16 protein-coding genes and 1 tRNA gene are annotated in these 15,497 nt (G+C 66.6%); 4 read left to right on the top strand and 13 right to left on the bottom strand.

What is annotated here, in order from left to right; translation table 11 throughout:
• Positions 1 to 4: 4 nt before the first annotated feature.
• Positions 5 to 1,381, bottom strand: a complete 1,377-nt coding sequence (locus EG885_RS06460) for an MATE family efflux transporter (RefSeq protein WP_131573661.1) — start codon at positions 1,379 to 1,381, stop codon at positions 5 to 7.
• Between the two features lie 222 nt (positions 1,382 to 1,603).
• On the opposite strand from EG885_RS06460, the gene EG885_RS06455 reads away from it, so the two are divergent.
• The 3 genes from EG885_RS06455 to plsY are packed head-to-tail and all read left to right on the top strand — an operon-like array spanning position 1,604 to position 4,415.
• Complete coding sequence (locus EG885_RS06455; protein WP_131573660.1) at positions 1,604 to 2,563, top strand: aspartate carbamoyltransferase catalytic subunit; 960 nt, start codon at positions 1,604 to 1,606, stop codon at positions 2,561 to 2,563.
• Positions 2,563 to 3,843: a dihydroorotase gene (gene pyrC, locus EG885_RS06450; protein WP_131573659.1), complete on the top strand. Its 1,281-nt coding sequence runs from the start codon at positions 2,563 to 2,565 to the stop codon at positions 3,841 to 3,843. Before EG885_RS06455 ends, pyrC begins: the two co-directional genes overlap by 1 nt.
• A complete protein-coding gene (plsY, locus tag EG885_RS06445; RefSeq protein WP_131573658.1) occupies positions 3,840 to 4,415 on the top strand; it encodes a glycerol-3-phosphate 1-O-acyltransferase PlsY in 576 nt (191 codons plus the stop codon). Before pyrC ends, plsY begins: the two co-directional genes overlap by 4 nt.
• A 3-nt stretch (positions 4,416 to 4,418) precedes the next feature.
• Here plsY and EG885_RS06440 read toward each other — a convergent pair whose 3' ends face one another.
• The 11 genes from EG885_RS06440 to EG885_RS06390 all read right to left on the bottom strand — a co-directional run bounded on the left by EG885_RS06440 (position 4,419) and on the right by EG885_RS06390 (position 14,372).
• Positions 4,419 to 4,805 (bottom strand): hypothetical protein, encoded by a 387-nt coding sequence (locus EG885_RS06440; protein ID WP_131573657.1) that lies wholly within the window; start codon positions 4,803 to 4,805, stop codon positions 4,419 to 4,421.
• Between the two features lie 217 nt (positions 4,806 to 5,022).
• A complete protein-coding gene (locus tag EG885_RS06435) occupies positions 5,023 to 6,393 on the bottom strand; it encodes a glutamate--cysteine ligase (RefSeq protein WP_131573656.1) in 1,371 nt (456 codons plus the stop codon).
• 70 nt (positions 6,394 to 6,463) lie between these two features.
• Positions 6,464 to 6,973, bottom strand: coding sequence for a hypothetical protein (locus tag EG885_RS06430; protein WP_242679534.1), 510 nt, complete (start codon positions 6,971 to 6,973; stop codon positions 6,464 to 6,466).
• Positions 6,967 to 7,401: a molybdenum cofactor biosynthesis protein MoaE gene (locus tag EG885_RS06425; RefSeq protein ID WP_131573655.1), complete on the bottom strand. Its 435-nt coding sequence runs from the start codon at positions 7,399 to 7,401 to the stop codon at positions 6,967 to 6,969. The genes EG885_RS06430 and EG885_RS06425 overlap by 7 nt, the downstream gene beginning before the upstream one ends.
• A gap of 6 nt (positions 7,402 to 7,407) precedes the next feature.
• The gene (gene moaD / locus EG885_RS06420; protein WP_131573654.1) at positions 7,408 to 7,659 is read right to left on the bottom strand and encodes a molybdopterin converting factor subunit 1; all 252 of its coding nucleotides are present in this window, start codon (positions 7,657 to 7,659) and stop codon (positions 7,408 to 7,410) included.
• On the bottom strand, positions 7,649 to 8,281 hold the full coding sequence (gene pgsA / locus EG885_RS06415; protein WP_131573653.1) for a CDP-diacylglycerol--glycerol-3-phosphate 3-phosphatidyltransferase: 633 nt from the start codon (positions 8,279 to 8,281) through the stop codon (positions 7,649 to 7,651). Before pgsA ends, moaD begins: the two co-directional genes overlap by 11 nt.
• Positions 8,282 to 8,470: 189 nt before the next feature.
• Positions 8,471 to 10,321 (bottom strand): excinuclease ABC subunit UvrC, encoded by a 1,851-nt coding sequence (gene uvrC / locus EG885_RS06410; protein ID WP_131573652.1) that lies wholly within the window; start codon positions 10,319 to 10,321, stop codon positions 8,471 to 8,473.
• Between the two features lie 300 nt (positions 10,322 to 10,621).
• Positions 10,622 to 11,401, bottom strand: coding sequence for an SDR family oxidoreductase (locus EG885_RS06405; RefSeq protein WP_131573651.1), 780 nt, complete (start codon positions 11,399 to 11,401; stop codon positions 10,622 to 10,624).
• On the bottom strand, positions 11,398 to 12,321 hold the full coding sequence (locus EG885_RS06400) for a calcium/sodium antiporter (RefSeq protein WP_131573650.1): 924 nt from the start codon (positions 12,319 to 12,321) through the stop codon (positions 11,398 to 11,400). Before EG885_RS06400 ends, EG885_RS06405 begins: the two co-directional genes overlap by 4 nt.
• A 105-nt stretch (positions 12,322 to 12,426) precedes the next feature.
• Positions 12,427 to 13,236 carry a S49 family peptidase gene (locus EG885_RS06395; protein ID WP_131573649.1) on the bottom strand — a complete coding sequence of 270 codons (810 nt, stop codon included), beginning with the start codon at positions 13,234 to 13,236 and terminating at the stop codon, positions 12,427 to 12,429.
• Between the two features lie 110 nt (positions 13,237 to 13,346).
• Positions 13,347 to 14,372, bottom strand: coding sequence for a LacI family DNA-binding transcriptional regulator (locus EG885_RS06390; RefSeq protein WP_131573648.1), 1,026 nt, complete (start codon positions 14,370 to 14,372; stop codon positions 13,347 to 13,349).
• A gap of 143 nt (positions 14,373 to 14,515) precedes the next feature.
• Here EG885_RS06390 and EG885_RS06385 point away from each other — a divergent pair.
• Positions 14,516 to 14,592, top strand: a tRNA-Arg gene (locus tag EG885_RS06385).
• Between the two features lie 310 nt (positions 14,593 to 14,902).
• On the opposite strand, the gene EG885_RS06380 is transcribed toward EG885_RS06385, so the two are convergent.
• The gene (locus EG885_RS06380) at positions 14,903 to 15,487 is read right to left on the bottom strand and encodes a YceI family protein (protein WP_379105622.1); all 585 of its coding nucleotides are present in this window, start codon (positions 15,485 to 15,487) and stop codon (positions 14,903 to 14,905) included.
• Between the last annotated feature and the right edge of the window lie 10 nt (positions 15,488 to 15,497).

The following is a 15,497-nucleotide window of genomic DNA, read 5'->3' as shown; positions in this document are numbered from 1 at the left end:
CAGGTTAGACCGGGGTGGCGCTGCGGGTCCAGTCCCCGCGCGCATGTCCCCTCCAGAAGCGGCGCATCAGCAGGACCGCAGCGACCGACAGGCCCGCGCACATGCCCAGCCACAAGCCCGCCGGGCCAAAGCCCAAGGGAAAGGCCAGCGCCCAGGCCACCGGCATGCCGATGATCCAATAGCTGAAGCCCGCGATCACCATCGGCACGCCGGTGTCATGGACCCCGCGCAGAAAGCCGAGGGCGATGACCTGAAACGCGTCGGTCAGCTGGAACAGCGCGGCATACATCAACAGCATCGCCCCAAGCGCGACGATCTGCGGCCCCTGCGGATCGGCGGGGTCCAGATACAGCCGCACCAGATCCTCGGCAAACAGCAGATAGATCAGGATGAACACGGTCGAAAAGACCAGCGACATCCAGCAGATCGTCAGCGCCGCATCGCGCATCCAGGCCCTGTCGCCGCGCCCCTTGGCCTGCCCCACCCGCACGGTCGCGGCATTGGACAGCCCCAGATGCGCCATGAAGGTGACCGAGGTGATCTGCAGCGCGATCCCATGCGCGGCCAGCTGCGGAATGCCGATCCAGCCCATCATGATGTTCGAACCCACGAACAACCCGCCCTCGGCCACCATCGTCAGGCCGATCGGCCAGCCGGTGCGCGCGACCTGCCACATCGCCTGCCAGTCCGGGCGCCAGAAGCGCTGGAACAGGTTGTAGCGCCGCGCCATCGGCAGCCATGCGGCATAGCCGATCAGCGCCACCAGCTGCGCGACCTGCACCGTCACGCTGGCGATGGCCGCGCCCTCGACGCCCAGCTCGGGCGCGCCCAGATTGCCAAAGATCAGCACCCAGTTCAGCGCCAGATTCAGCGGCAGCCCGGCCAGCGTCACCCACATGACGATCTGCGTCCGCTCCAGCGCCGCCAGATACGAGGCCAGCGTCAGTTGTCCCAGCACCACGGCCAGACCCCAGCCCGCAATGCGCAGGTACTCCTGCGCCAGCGCCGAGACGGTTGCGGTCTGCCCCAGACCCAGCAAGATCGGCTCGGACCACCACATCAGCGGCATGACCGCCAGACCAAAGCCCGCCGACAGCCACAGGGCCATGCGGGCGCCGCGCCGGACCTCGGTCTGACGACCCGCCGCGATGTCGCTGGCGATCAGCCCCATCACGCCGGTGCCGAACCCCATGCCCAGAAAGAACAGAATGTGAAAGAACGAGGTCGCGATGACCAGCGCCGCCAGCGGCTCGACCCCGTACCAGCCAATCATGACCGTATCGCCCACGCCGATGGCCATGCGCGCCAGATGGCTGCCGATCAGCGGCAGACCAAGCGACAGCGTCGCAAGGATATGGGGGCGATAGCGGGGCGTCAGCATGGCTCTGCCATATCGCCGCACCAAAGCCCGGGCAAGGACCAGATTGCGCATCCTGCAGATTTCAGCCGAAGGCCCCTCTTCTTCACAGAAATATCCTCAGGGGGGAGGCGCCGCAGGCGACGGGGGGCGCGAGCGCCCCCCTGCGGCGCTTGCCGCCCTTGCCCCCATCTGCAATAGATCGCGCAACCGCGCCCCCCCGGACCCCGACGCAAGAGGCCGCCCATGAGCTTTCGCGCCCGCCACCTTCTGGGCATCGACCATCTCAAACCCGACGAGATCGTCTCGCTGCTGGATCTGGCGCAGGATTATGCGGCGCTGAACCGCCGCACCGTCAAGCATTCCGATGCGCTGGCCGGCATGACCCAGATCAACATGTTCTTCGAGAACTCGACCCGCACGCAGGCCAGTTTCGAACTGGCGGGCAAGCGGCTTGGGGCCGATGTGATGAACATGGCCGTCAGCCAGTCCTCGGTGAAAAAGGGCGAGACGCTGATCGACACCGCCCTGACGCTGAACGCCATGCAGCCCGACCTGCTGGTCGTGCGCCATCCCCATTCCGGCGCGGTGAACCTGCTGGCCGAAAAGGTGAACTGCGCGGTCATCAATGCGGGCGACGGGCGGCATGAACATCCCACGCAGGCGCTGTTGGATGCGCTGACCATCCGCCGCGCCAAGGGGCGGCTGCACCGCCTGACCATTGCCATCTGCGGCGACATCGCCCATAGCCGCGTCGCGCGGTCGAACCTGATCCTGCTGGGCAAGATGGAAAACCGTATCCGCCTGATCGGTCCCGCCACGCTGATGCCCGCAGGCGTCGCCGATATGGGGGTCGAACTCTACGAGGATATGCGCGAGGGTCTGAAAGGCGCCGATGTGGTGATGATGCTGCGCCTGCAAAAGGAACGGATGGATGGCGGCTTCATCCCGTCCGAACGCGAATATTTCCACCGCTTCGGGCTGGATGCCGAAAAGCTGGCGCTGGCCGCGCCCGATGCCATCGTCATGCATCCCGGTCCGATGAACCGGGGCGTGGAAATCGACGGCACCATCGCCGATGACATCAACCGCAGCGTCATTCAGGATCAGGTCGAGATGGGCGTCGCCGTCCGCATGGCGGCGCTGGATCTGCTGGCGCGCAACCTGCGACAGGCGCGGGGCCGGTCGGCCGTGGGAGAGATGTGATGGACCTGATCTTTCGCAATGCCCGCCTGATCGACCCCGAGGCGCAGACCGACGCCATGGGCAGCCTGCGCATCACCGATGGCCGCATCAGCGGGCGCGGCGCCCCGGATGAGCCCTCCCCCGAAGGTGCCCGGATCATCGATGCCGGGGGACGCGCGCTGGCGCCGGGCGTGATCGATTGGGGCGTCAAGATCGGCGAACCGGGCGAGCGTCACAAGGAAAGCTTCCGCAGCGCAGGTCTGGCCGCCGCCGCCGGCGGGGTCACCACGATCGTCGCCCGCCCCGACACCGCGCCGCCGATCGACACGCCCGAGGCGCTGGAATTCGTCGCCCGCCGCGCCGCCGATGCGCCCGTCAACATCCGCCACATGGCGGCCCTGACAAAAGGCCGGGAAGGCCGCGAGATGGTCGAGATCGGGTTTCTGACCGATCTGGGTGCCGTGGCCTTTACCGATGGCGTGCGCGTCGTGCGCGACAGCAAGCTGATGTCACGCTGCATGACCTATGCGCGCGGTCTGGACGCGCTGATCATGGGCCATCCGCAGGATCCCTCGCTGTCTCATGGCGCGGTGGCGACCAGCGGCAAGTTCGCCTCCCTCTATGGCATCCCCGCCGTCTCGCCCATGGCCGAGGTGATGGGGCTGGACCGCGATCTGGCGCTGGTCGCGATGACGCGCGGACGCTATCACGCTGATCAGATCACCACCGCCGCCAGCCTGCCCGCCCTGTCGCGCGCGCGCGATGCGGGGCTGGACGTGACGGCGGGCATCTCGATCCACCATCTGACGCTGAACGAATTCGATGTGGGCGATTACCGCACCTTCTTCCGCTTCACGCCGCCTTTGCGATCCGAGGATGATCGCCTGTCGATGGTGCAGGCCGTGGCGGACGGGCTGATCGACTGCATCGCCAGCTTTCACACCCCTCAGGACGAGGAATCCAAGCGTCTGCCGTTCGAGGCCGCCGCCCCCGGCGCCGTCGGCCTGCAGACCCTGCTGCCCGCCGCGCTGCGCCTTTACCATCAGGGCGGGCTGACTTTGCCGCAGCTGATCCGCGCGATGTCGCTGAACCCGGCCCGCCGCCTTGGCCTGCCCGGCGGTCGGTTGTCGGATGGCGCCCCGGCCGATCTAATCCTTTTCGATCCCGACGCGCCCTTCGTGCTGGACCGCTTTGCGCTTTTGTCCAAATCCAAGAACACCCCCTTTGACGGCGCCCGCATGCAGGGCCGGGTGATCAGCACCTGGGTCGCAGGCCGCCCCGTCTTCGGAGAGAGCGTATGATCCTCTGGGCACTGTTCGGCTATCTTCTCGGCTCGGTGCCCTTTGGCATCGTCATCACCCGCGCGATGGGGTTGGGCGATCTGCGCACGATCGGTTCGGGCAATATCGGCGCCACCAATGTGCTGCGCACCGGCAACAAGGGCGCGGCACTGGCCACCCTGCTGATGGACAGCGGCAAGGGCGCCATCGCCGTGCTGCTGGCCCGAGAGTTCGGCGGCGAGACGGCGGCGGCCCTTGCGGGCGGCGCGGCGTTTCTGGGCCATTGCTTCCCGGTCTGGCTGGGCTTCAAGGGCGGCAAGGGCGTGGCGACCTTTCTGGGCACGCTGGCGGCGCTGCACTGGCCCCTGGGTCTGGCGGCCTGCGCGACCTGGGCGCTGGTGGCCGCGATCAGCCGCATCAGCAGCCTCAGCGCGCTTCTGGCCGCCGCCCTGACGCCGGTCCTTGCATGGGGCCTTGGACGAGGCGACATCGCCGCAGTCACCGCCTTCATGGCGGCGCTGATCTTCCTGCGCCATCACGCCAACATCCGCCGCCTTCTGTCCGGCACCGAACCCCGGATCGGCCGCAAATAACGCCTAGCGCTCGGCCACCAGCACGCGGCCGGGACGCGGGGTCGGACGGGGCGTCTGGCGCGGCGGCACGGCAAGCGCCTGTTCCAAAGGCGCGACCGGGCCCTGCATCTCAGACCCGGCGACACCCGTCTTGGCCACTCCGCCCCCGGCCATGCGCTGCAACGCCTCGGCCCCGCGCCGCGCCGACACGGCGATCGAGATGATCCCCAGACAGGCCCCGGCCAGCAGGACCAGCACCGCCATGCCCAAAAGCCCCAGAAAGACCGGCATCGGCGGCACACCCTCGGCCTGCCGCACCAGCACGAAGACCGCGCCCAGCAGGGCCAGCGCCCCAAAGCCAAAGACGGCCGCGACCAGCCGCCCAACCCATTGCATCACATCGCCCCGCATGACCGCCCCATTCTGACCGGAATTCCCTGTCGGGTTGCCACCCTGCGGCCTCCGGTTCAACCCAAAGCAGCAGCGGTGGCCCTCACCTTCCCGTGCGCCACGTCTTCTTCTTCACGAAAATATCCTCTGGGGGCGGTTCAGCGATCCGCCATCGGTCGAAGGACCGCTGGACGGCGGGGGGCGAAGCACCCCCCGGCCATCGCGGGACGCAAAAGGATCAGTACGAATATTCGTCATAGATCCGCGACAGATCCCCGCCCCATTCGCCGCGATACTTCTGCAGCAGCTCATCGGCGGGCACCTTGCCGCTGTCGACGCTTTCCTTCAGCGCATTCAGGAAATGCGTCTCGTCCGGCACCAGCCCGTCATTGCCGGACCGTCCGCGCGCCTTCAACCCGCCTTCCGCGATCGCCAGCACCTCGCGGGCCAGATCGTGCATCTTCACGCCACCGGCCTCGGCCTGCAGCCCGTCCCGACCAGCGGCCACCCGCAGCGCCTCGCGCGTCTCGGCGTCCCAGCCCTTGACCAGATCCCAGGCCGCATCCAGCGCCCCCTGATCATAGGTCAGCCCGACCCACAGCGCAGGCAGCGCGCACAGGCGCCGCCACGGGCCGCCATCGGCCCCGCGCATCTCGATATACTTTTTAACCCGCGCCTCGGGGAACACCGTGGTCATGTGATCGGCCCAATCCGACAGGGTCGGCACCTCGCCGGGCAGAGCGGGCAAACGACCGTTCAGGAAATCCTTGAAGCTCTGGCCAAGCGCGTCGATGTATTTCCCGTCGCGATAAACGAAATACATCGGCACGTTCAGCACGTAATCGACCCAAGCCTCGTATCCGAACCCGTCCTCGAAGACGAAGGGCAGCATGCCCGTCCGCGCCGCATCCAGATTCTGCCAGATATGCGCCCGCCAGGATTTCATGCCGTTGGGCTTGCCATCCAGAAACGGAGAATTCGCGAACAGCGCCGTCGCCACCGGCTGCAGGGCCAGCGCCACGCGCATCTTCTGCACCATGTCGGCCTCGGACCCAAAGTCCAGATTCACCTGCACCGTACAGGTCCGGTACATCATCTGCGTGCCAAGCGTACCCACCCGGCCCATATAATCCGTCATCAGCCGATACCGCCCCTTGGGCATCATCGGCATGTCGCCCGCCCCCCAGATCGGCGCCGCGCCCAGTCCGATAAAGCCCGCGCCGATGTCATGGGCCACGGCCTCGACCTCGGCCAGATGGCTGTTCACCTCGTCGCAGGTCTGGTGGATCGTCTCCAGCGGTGCGCCGGACAGTTCCAGCTGCCCGCCCGGTTCCAGACTGACATTGGCGCCGTCGCGCTCCAGCCCGATCAGCTTGCCCGCCTCCAGCACCGGGGTCCAGTTGAAGCGGTCGCGCAACCCCTCCAGCATGGCGGTGATGGACACCGCCCCCTCATAGGGCAGGGGCATCTTGCCCGCATCATCATAGCCGAATTTTTCGTGCTCGGTGCCGATGCGCCAGTCGCTTTTCGGCTTTTCGCCGCTGGCTATATAGGCTGCCAGCTGGTCGCGATGTTCGATGGGGCCTCCGCCCTGCTGTGGTATCGACATGGAGAGAGGCGCCTTTCTTGCGTTCCGGTCGGTCACAGGTGGCAATGCCCACCCGCCAAGTCAAGCCGCGTTACGCCGACCTGCGCCAAACGGTGCGCATCGCATCGCCCCGATCGGCCACCCCGGCCAGCGCGGCGGACACCGCGCCCATGTCCAGACCCGGCAAGGCGGTAAAGGCATCGGCCAGCGCCGGTGCGCCCGCCGCATCGACGGGGATCAGCAAAGCCTCGCCCGTCTGGCTGCGCAATCGCCAATGGGCGCGGCCCTGCAGACGCAGCAGGCGGATCTCGACCAGATCGCGCAGCGGGATTTCACCGCCGCGATCGGTGGCGCCATAGAATCGGATCGCGCCCTCGACGATCTCGACCAGACCGGGGGCATCGATGGGACGGCGGAACGCATCGCGTCGCAGCGCGCCAAGCGCCAGACTGGCACCCACCAGCGCCACGCCCCCGCCGATCACCGCAAAGAACCAGCCGCCCCGCAGCGCCAGCCACAGGCCCGCCACGGCCAGCCCGGCAAAGATCAGTAGCTCGGCATGGGCGCGCAGCCAGTCGCGGATGTCGGACCGGATCACCACCGCCGCAGCGCATCTTCGTCGCGCAGCACGGCCTCGACCCACGCGGTCCGGCCATCCAGCCCGATCTCGCGCTTCCAGAACGGCGCGCGGGATTTCAGCCAGTCCATCAGGTAATCGGCACCCTCAAAGGCGGCGCGGCGATGGCGGGCGGCGGTGGCGACCATCATGATCGGCTGACCCACGGCGATCCGCCCAAAGCGGTGCACGATCCGCCAGTCGATCAGCCCGAACCGTCCGGCGGCGGCCTGTCCGAAATCGCTCAGCGCGCGTTCGGTCATGCCGGGATAATGTTCGATCTCCATCGCGGCCATCGTTCCGGTATCGTCGCGCACCAGCCCGGTGAAGGTCACCACGGCCCCCGCCCCCGTGCCAAAGCCCGCCAGCTCGGCTGTCAGATCAAAGGGCGCGGATTGCACGCGGGCCGACATGGCCCCTCAGCCGCCGGTCATCGGAGGGAAAAACGCCACCTCGCGTGCGGCCCCCAAGGGCGCGTCCAGATCGACCAGCTGCTGATCGACCGCGCAACGCAGGGCGGCCAGATCGGCGAATGCCGCCCGATGCCCCTCGGACCGGGCGGCCAGTTCGGCCACCAGGTCGCGCGGCGTCAGCGCGTCCGAGCTGATCGTCTCGCGCGGATGGCCCACCCGCTCGCGCAGGGCGGCGAAATACAGAACCTCAATCGTCATGGCCAGGATCGCGCAGATAGGGGCGCGCCTTGACGAAATAATCCCAGCCCGTCCAGGCCGTCAGCGCTGCCGCGACCCAGATCAGGACCAGCCCGGCATAGGCCGCAATCGCCGCCCAGCTGCCCGACCACAACAGCCCCGTCTCGCCCACCCGGGGCGCCAGACCGTGTTCGACATAGGCCAGCCCCGTTGCCAGAAACAGGACCGAGATGGCGACCATCTGCAGGGTCGTCTTCCACTTCGCCAGCTTGGTCACCGCCAGCAGGCGGGACTTGTCGCCCAGAAACTCGCGCAGGCCCGACACAAAGACCTCGCGGAACAGAATCACCGTCACCGGCAGGATCAGCCAGGGGTTCATCCCGGAATATCCGGTGATCACGACCAGCGCGATCACCACCATCGCCTTGTCGGCAATCGGGTCCATCGCGGCGCCGAACCGGCTTTCCTGCTTCCAGGCGCGGGCCAGATAGCCGTCGAACCAATCGGTGATCGCCGCCAGCAAAAACAGCGCCAGCGCCGCCCAATCCGCCCAGGGACGGTGGAAATACAGAAACATCAGCGGCACCCCGGGGGCGGCCAGCAGACGAAGAAGGGTCAGGATGTTGGGAAGGTTCCAGCGCATGACGGCACGCTAATCGCTGTCGCGCCGCTTGGAAAGGCCCAAGGCGACAAGGCCCCCTGCCCCACCCGAATCTGTGATCGCGCACCTCCCCAAACCCAAACCCCTGCATTGGTCCATAAATATCCCGGGGGTCCGGGGGCTGGCCCCCGGCTTTCCTGGCCCCCGGCCTTCCTGGGCCCCCGGCCTGTTTCACCCCCGGGTATTGAAATGATCATGCACCTTCTGCGCGATCGCGGCCGAGATGCCGGGCGCCGCCAGAAGATCGCCGAGGCCCGCGCGGGCCACCGCCTTGGCGCTGCCGAAATGGGTCAGCAGGGCGCGCTTGCGGGCCGCCCCGATGCCCGCGATCTCGTCCAGAGGATTGGTCATCACCGCCTTGGCGCGCTTGGCGCGATGGGTGCCGATGGCCCACCGATGCGCCTCGTCGCGCAGGCGCTGGACGAAATACAGCACCGGATCGTTCATCCGCAGGGCAAAGGGGCGCTTGCCGGGGCGATGGAATTCCTCCTTGCCGTGATCGCGGTCCTGCCCCTTGGCGACCCCGATCATCGGAATGTCCTGCACGCCCAGCTCGGCCATGATCGCATCGACCGCCGAGACCTGCCCCGCGCCGCCATCGATCAGCAGAAGGTCCGGCCAGGCCTCGGTCTGGCGGTCCGGATCGTCCTTCAGCAGGCGCTGAAAGCGGCGCATCAGCACCTCTTTCATCATGCCGAAATCGTCGCCGGGAGTGATCTCGGTGCCCTTGATGTTGAACTTGCGGTACTGGTTCTTGATCCACCCCTCGGCCCCGGCGACGATCATGCCGCCCACGGCATTGGTGCCCATGATGTGGCTGTTGTCATAGACCTCGATCCGGCGGGGGGGGCTGGGCAGATCGAAAGCCTCGGCCAGCCCTTCCAGCAGGCGCAGCTGCGTGGCGCTTTCCGACATGCGCCGGGCCAGACTTTCGCGGGCGTTCCTCAGGGCGTTGGTCACCAGATCGGATTTCTCGCCGCGTTGCGGGACCAGCACTTCGACCTTGCGGCGGGCGCGTTCGGACAGGATCTCGGCTGTCAGATCGGGATCCTCGGGCGGATGAGACAGCAGGATCTGGCGCGGCGGCGGCTTGTCGTCGTAAAACTGCAGCAGAAAAGCCTGCATGACCTCGTCGGGACTTTCTGCCCCGCCAAGCAGGGGATAGAAATCGCGGTTCCCCCAGCTTTGATTGCCCCGGATGAAAAAGACCTGCACACAGGCCTGCCCGGCCTCCATGTGCAGGGCGACGATATCGGCCTCGGCCACGCCCTTGGGGTTGATGGCCTGCACCGATTGCACGGCGGTCAGGGCCTTGATGCGGTCGCGCAGGGCGGCGGCGCGTTCATATTCCATCTCCTCGGCGGCCTTGGCCATCTCGGCGGCCAGATCGGACTGGATGGTCGTCGTCTTGCCCTGCAGGAAGCGTTCGGCGTCGTTCACCAGGGCGTTGTAATCAGGCGCGCTGATGCGGCCCACGCAGGGTGCGCTGCAGCGCTTGATCTGGAACAGCAGGCAGGGCCGGGTACGGCTTTCGAACATGCTGTCGGTGCAGTTGCGCAGCAGAAAGACCCGCTGCAACTGGGTCAGGGTCCGGTTGACCGCACCGGCGCTGGCAAAGGGGCCGTAGTAATCGCCCGGCTCGGATTTGGCGCCGCGATGCTTCTTGATCTGCGGATAGGCGTGGGATTTCGCGACAAGAATATTGGGAAAGCTTTTGTCGTCGCGCAGCAGCACGTTGTAGCGCGGCTTCAGCTGCTTGATCAGGTTCTGCTCCAGCAGCAGCGCCTCGGTTTCGGTGTTGGTGGTCAGGAACATCATGCTGGCGGTTTCGCGGATCATCCGCGCGATCCGCCCCGAATGCCCCGAGGGGCGGGCATAGTTCGACACCCGCGCCCGCAGATCGCGGGCCTTGCCGACATACAGAACCGCTTGGGCGGCATCCAGCATGCGATAGACGCCGGGACTGTTGTCCAGCGTGCGCAGGTAATCCTGTATCAGGGCGTGGCCGGTTTTTGGGGTCATGATCTCTGGCTGGTGATTCTGGGGTCTCGCTGCAAGTTCCAAAGCCCAAGCGCAAGCATTAACCTTTCCACGGAAACTGTGGACAACTCTGTGGGTGGGCTGTGGGGATGGCCACCGGGGGCCAGCAATCGTTACAGTTCCGTGAACTTGCCGGTATTTTAGGCATTTCTGCAGGCCCTTGATTTCGCATCACAATTTTTATCAACCTGAACGCGACATGGAAAAACCACGTATAATCCGCCACTTGGGGCCGCATTTGCGAAAGGGTGGACAAGATCTGCCGACATGGCCGGAACGGGCCTATTCCCGGACCAGCATGTCGGGGGTCCGCCATGCCAGATGCTGGCCACCATCGACGCAGATCAGCTGTCCGGTGACCCCTCGCGCGCCCAGAAGATAGGCCAGAGCCTGCGCAATCCCCTGCGGGTCGCTGCCCCTGCCCAGAACCGTCGCGGCCCGCTGAGCGGCAAAATGGGCGGGTGTCTGACGGGCGCCGATCAGGGTCGGGCCGGGACCGATGGCATTCACCCGGATATCGGGGGCCAGCGCCTGCGCGGCGGTCCGGGTCAGAGACCACAGACCCGCCTTGGCCAGCGAATAGGTCATGAATTCCGGCGTCGGTTTCAGCACGCGCTGATCGACCATGTTCACCACCAGCGCGCGCGCCTGCGGCTCACCATTCTCATCCGGCAGGGCCTTGGGTGCCTGCGCGGCAAAGGCCTGCATCAGCTGAAATGGTGCGCGCAGGTTCGACCCGATGTGGCGGTCCCACCCCGCCATCGTGGCACTGTGGATCGTATCATGCTCAAAAATCGAGGCATTGTTGACCAGCACATGCAGCGGTCCCATCGCCTGCGCTACCTGTCCGACCAGCGCGGCAGTGGCGTCTGCGTCCAGCAGATCGGCCTGAAAGACCTGTGCCTGCACGCCAAGGGCGCGGGCATCCTGGGCCGTCTGCTGCGCCGCGTCGCCGGACCCGGCGTAATGGATCGCGACGTCATGCCCCTGCTGGGCCAGTTCCAGCACTATGGCGCGGCCAAGGCGGCGGGCGCCACCAGTAACCAGCGCCACCCCCGTCACAGCAAGATCCAGGCATAGACCCCGTAAGCCGCCAGAAAGGCTGCCCCCACGGGGCGCGTCAGGCTGAGGCCCCGGAACAGGAACGGTGCCATCAGAAGCGACGCCCCCAGCATGACCCACAGGTCCAGACGCATCATCTCGGGGGGGATGGGCAGCGGCGCGATCAGCGCGGTGATGCCCAGAATGCCAAGGATGTTGAAGATGTTCGATCCCACCACATTGCCAAGCGCCATATCCGCCCGCCCCCGCAGGGCCGATGCGACCGAGGCCGCCAGTTCCGGCAGCGAGGTGCCGATCGCCACCAGCGTCAGGCCGATCACCGTCTCGCTGATGCCAAAGGCGCGCGCGATCTCGGTCGCGCCATTGACCAGCAGGGTGGCGCCGATGGGCAGGGCGGTCAAGCCGATGACCAGCCAGATGATGATCTTGCCCCAACCCGCGCCGGGGGTCACGCCCTCCAGTTCGGGCGCCTCGGCCTTGCCGGTGGTCAGCTGACGCCACAACACAAGCGCCAGCGCGGCCAGCAGGATCAGGCCTTCAAGCCGACCGATCTCTCCGGTGAATGCGATGGCGATCAGCAGCAGCGATGCCCCGATCATCATCGCCCAGCTTTCGCGCAGATCATGGCCTTTGGTCACGATGACCGAGACCAACGACGTGATCCCCAGAATGACCAGCACATTGGCGATGTTGGACCCCACGACATTGCCCATCGCGATCCCGCTGGAGCCTTTCAGCGCGGCCGACAGCGAGACCAGCAATTCGGGTGCCGAGGTGCCAAAGGCCACCACGGTCAGACCCACGACCAAGGGCGTCATCCCCAGCTTCAGCGCCAGATTGACCGCGCCCCGCACCAGCAGGTCGCCACCCAGCACCAGCAGGGCCAGACCGCCCAGCACTAACAGAATTTCAACGATCACGACGCCCGATCCCAAATAGTTTTTTCATGATACGCCGCGCCTTGGGGCCGCCCAGAAAGGCGATCACCGCCATGACCAGCAGGAACAGCAGCACGACGCGCAGGCTCATCCCCGGGTTCCGAAACGCTGAAACGCGGCGCGGTCTTCGGCGGCGTCCAGCAGCGCTTCGGCGGACAGGCCAAGGCGGCGCAGCAGGGGTCGGCGCATGCCGTGAACCTCGAACCGGATCTTATCGCCGTAAAGCGCCTTCATCTTGGGCACCAGATGGCCGATGCCATCGGCCAGACCAAGGCGCACCGATTCCTGGCCGGCCCAGAATTCGCCGGTGAACAGATCGCGTTCCTCTGACAGCCTTGCGCCGCGCCGCGCGCGGACGTGATCCTTGAAGGCGGTGTGGATCGGCTCAAGGATCGCATGCAGCCGGGCCACATCCTCGGGCGATTGCGGGCGGAACGGGTCCAGCGTCGATTTCGACGCGCCCGCGGTATGGACCCGCCGCTCGATCCCCCATTTGTCGATCAGCTCGTGAAAGCCGAAGCCCGCCGAGATCACCCCGATCGACCCCAGAATCGAGCTGTCATCCGCCCAGATCCGGTCGGCCGCACAGGCCAGCCAATAACCGCCCGAAGCCGCCACATCCTCGACAAAGGCATGGACCGGCAGGCCGGTCTCATCCGCCAGACGCCGGATCCGTCCCGCGATCAGCGAGGATTGCACCGGCGATCCGCCCGGAGAGTTGATGACCAGCGCCACGGCCAGCGGCTTGCCGCGCTTGAAGGCCCGCTCGATCAGGGGCGCAAGGGCCGCATCGTTCAGCCCGCCCCCCCGGCCCGAGCCGCCGATGGTGCCGGACAGGCGGATGACCGCGACGCGCGGCTTGCGGGACAGAAGGCGGGAGATGAGGGGTATACGCATCCCCAACAGATAGGCCGGGCGCGCGCCGCTCGCAAGGCGCAGGCGTCGCGCGGGCGGCACTGGCGGGCAGGGGGATCAGGCGGGCGCTGGCATTCAGGCAGGCGCTGGCATCAGGCGGGGATGGCGCGGATCGTGTCACCGGGCAGGAAGGTCGGCGTCAGCGCGATGATGCGGTTTTCCGGCGCGACATCCTTGCCCGACACCAGCCGCGCCGCGCGCCGCCCGACATCGACGCGCCGCGCATCGGTCGTGGCCAGCCGGATCGGCAGCCCGTCCAGCAGATCGACCCCGTTGAACCCCGCCAGCCCGATCCGGCCCGGAATATCCATGCCCTTGTCCAGACAGTACAAAAGCCCACCCGCCCCGATCATGTCATTCGAGAAATACAGGAAGTCCAGATCCGGGGCGCGGGTCAGGATGCGGTCGGTCAGTTCGCGCCCCTTCAGCAGGCTGGATCCGCCCTGATAATATTCGCGCGCCTCCAGCTGGACCCCAGCAAGGCCCAGCCCCTCTTCAAAGCCCAGCAGGCGTTTGCGGGCGCGGTGATCCTCGGGCATGTGGGTGCCGACAAAGCCGATGCGGCGATATCCCGCAGCCAGGATCCGGTCGGCCATCTCGCGCCCGGCGCGGATGTGGGAAATGCCCACCAGCGTGTCGATCCCCTCGCCGTCGATATCCATGATCTCGACCACCGGAATGCCGGAATTCTGCAGCATGGCGCGCGCCGCCCGGCTGTGTTCCAGCCCCGCCAGAATGACGCCCGAGGGCCGCCATGACAGCATGTCATACAGCACCATCTCTTCGCGCGCGGGGGAATAGTTGGTCACCCCGATCACCGGCTGCAGACCGGTATCGTCCAGTTCCGCAGAAATGCCGCCCAGCACGTCGGGAAAGACCAGGTTCGACAGCGACGGGATGACCACGGCCACAAGGTTGACCCGCTGGCTGGCCAGCCCCCCGGCGATCTTGTTGGGGACATAACCAAGCGCCTTGGCAGCCGTAAGCACCTTTTCCCGCGTCGCGGCGGACACATCGCCCCGGTTTCGCAACACCCGGCTGACGGTCATTTCCGACACGCCAGACGCCTCGGACACGTCGCGAAGGGTCAGGGGGCGGCGAGGTCGCGTGGGGATCATGAGGGGCCGTTTCCTGAACTTTGTCCCGAACTGGGGTCGGGCGATGTTAGCGAAGGTCACCGACCGCCACAACCGCCGCCATCCGCCCCGATCACGTCCGACTTGCCAAGCCCACCTCTGCCCCGGTAAAGATCGCGGCGAATGGCCCCGTAGCTCAGCCGGATAGAGCGTCGGTTTCCTAAACCGCAGGCCGCGTGTTCGAATCACGCCGGGGTCACCATCATGCCGCCTGGCAAGGGCCACCACACGGTGCACGGCACTGGCCCTGATCTCGGGCGCGGCCCGTAGCGGCGCCACAGCCGCCGCCCGCGAAAACAATCGAAACAGCCTGCACGCCTTCATTTCAGTGCCATGCGAAAATCCCGCCCCAAGAAGAGAACGCCGCTTTCATCTTGGCCCAAATATCCTCAGGGGGGTCCGGGGGGCAGAATGCCCCCTGGCCTCTCACAGGCACGGCCTGATCGTGCAGGAAAAAACCCGCGACGCCGGGGGGGCGTCGCGGGTTGCGGTCCGATCGGCGAAAAGGGCGATCAGCCCTCGGCGGCCATCGCCTCGACTGAAATGGTCACCTGAACCTCGTCCGACACGGCGGGGGCGAACATGCCAACGTTATAGTCGCTGCGCAGCAGGGTGGTGGTGGCATCGAAACCCAGCCAGGGCTTGTTTTCCATCGGGTGGCTGCCCTGCTGGTTCAGGGTGGTGTCCAGCACGACCTCTTTGGTGACGCCGTTCAGGGTCAGGTCACCGGTGATCAGGGCGGTGGTGTCGCCGGTGACCTCGATCCCGGTCGACACGAAGGTCACCTCGGGGGCCGACCCTTCGGCGCCGAAGAACTCGGGCGACAGGAAATGTTCGTCGCGGCCCGCAAAACCGGTCATCAGCGAGGCGATGGGAAAGCTGGCATTGACCGACGAGGCGGCGGGATCTTCGGGATCGAAGGTGATCTCGCCCGTGATATCGCCGAACATGCCGGTCGTCGTCGAAAAGCCCAGATGGTTGTAATCGAAGACGATCTGGCTGTGCGAGGTGTCAAGGCTGTAGGCCTGAGGCTCGGCCAGCGCGGCGGTGGCGGCAAGGGCGAAAGCGGCGGTCAGGGCGGTGGTCTTGAACATCATGGTCTCCGTT

Origin of the sequence: Paracoccus nototheniae, assembly GCF_004335005.1 — a bacterium.
In the GTDB taxonomy this organism is placed as follows: domain Bacteria; phylum Pseudomonadota; class Alphaproteobacteria; order Rhodobacterales; family Rhodobacteraceae; genus Paracoccus; species Paracoccus nototheniae.
The sequence above is the reverse complement of the archived record's forward strand: the minus strand, read 5'-3'. Positions and strand labels throughout refer to the sequence as shown.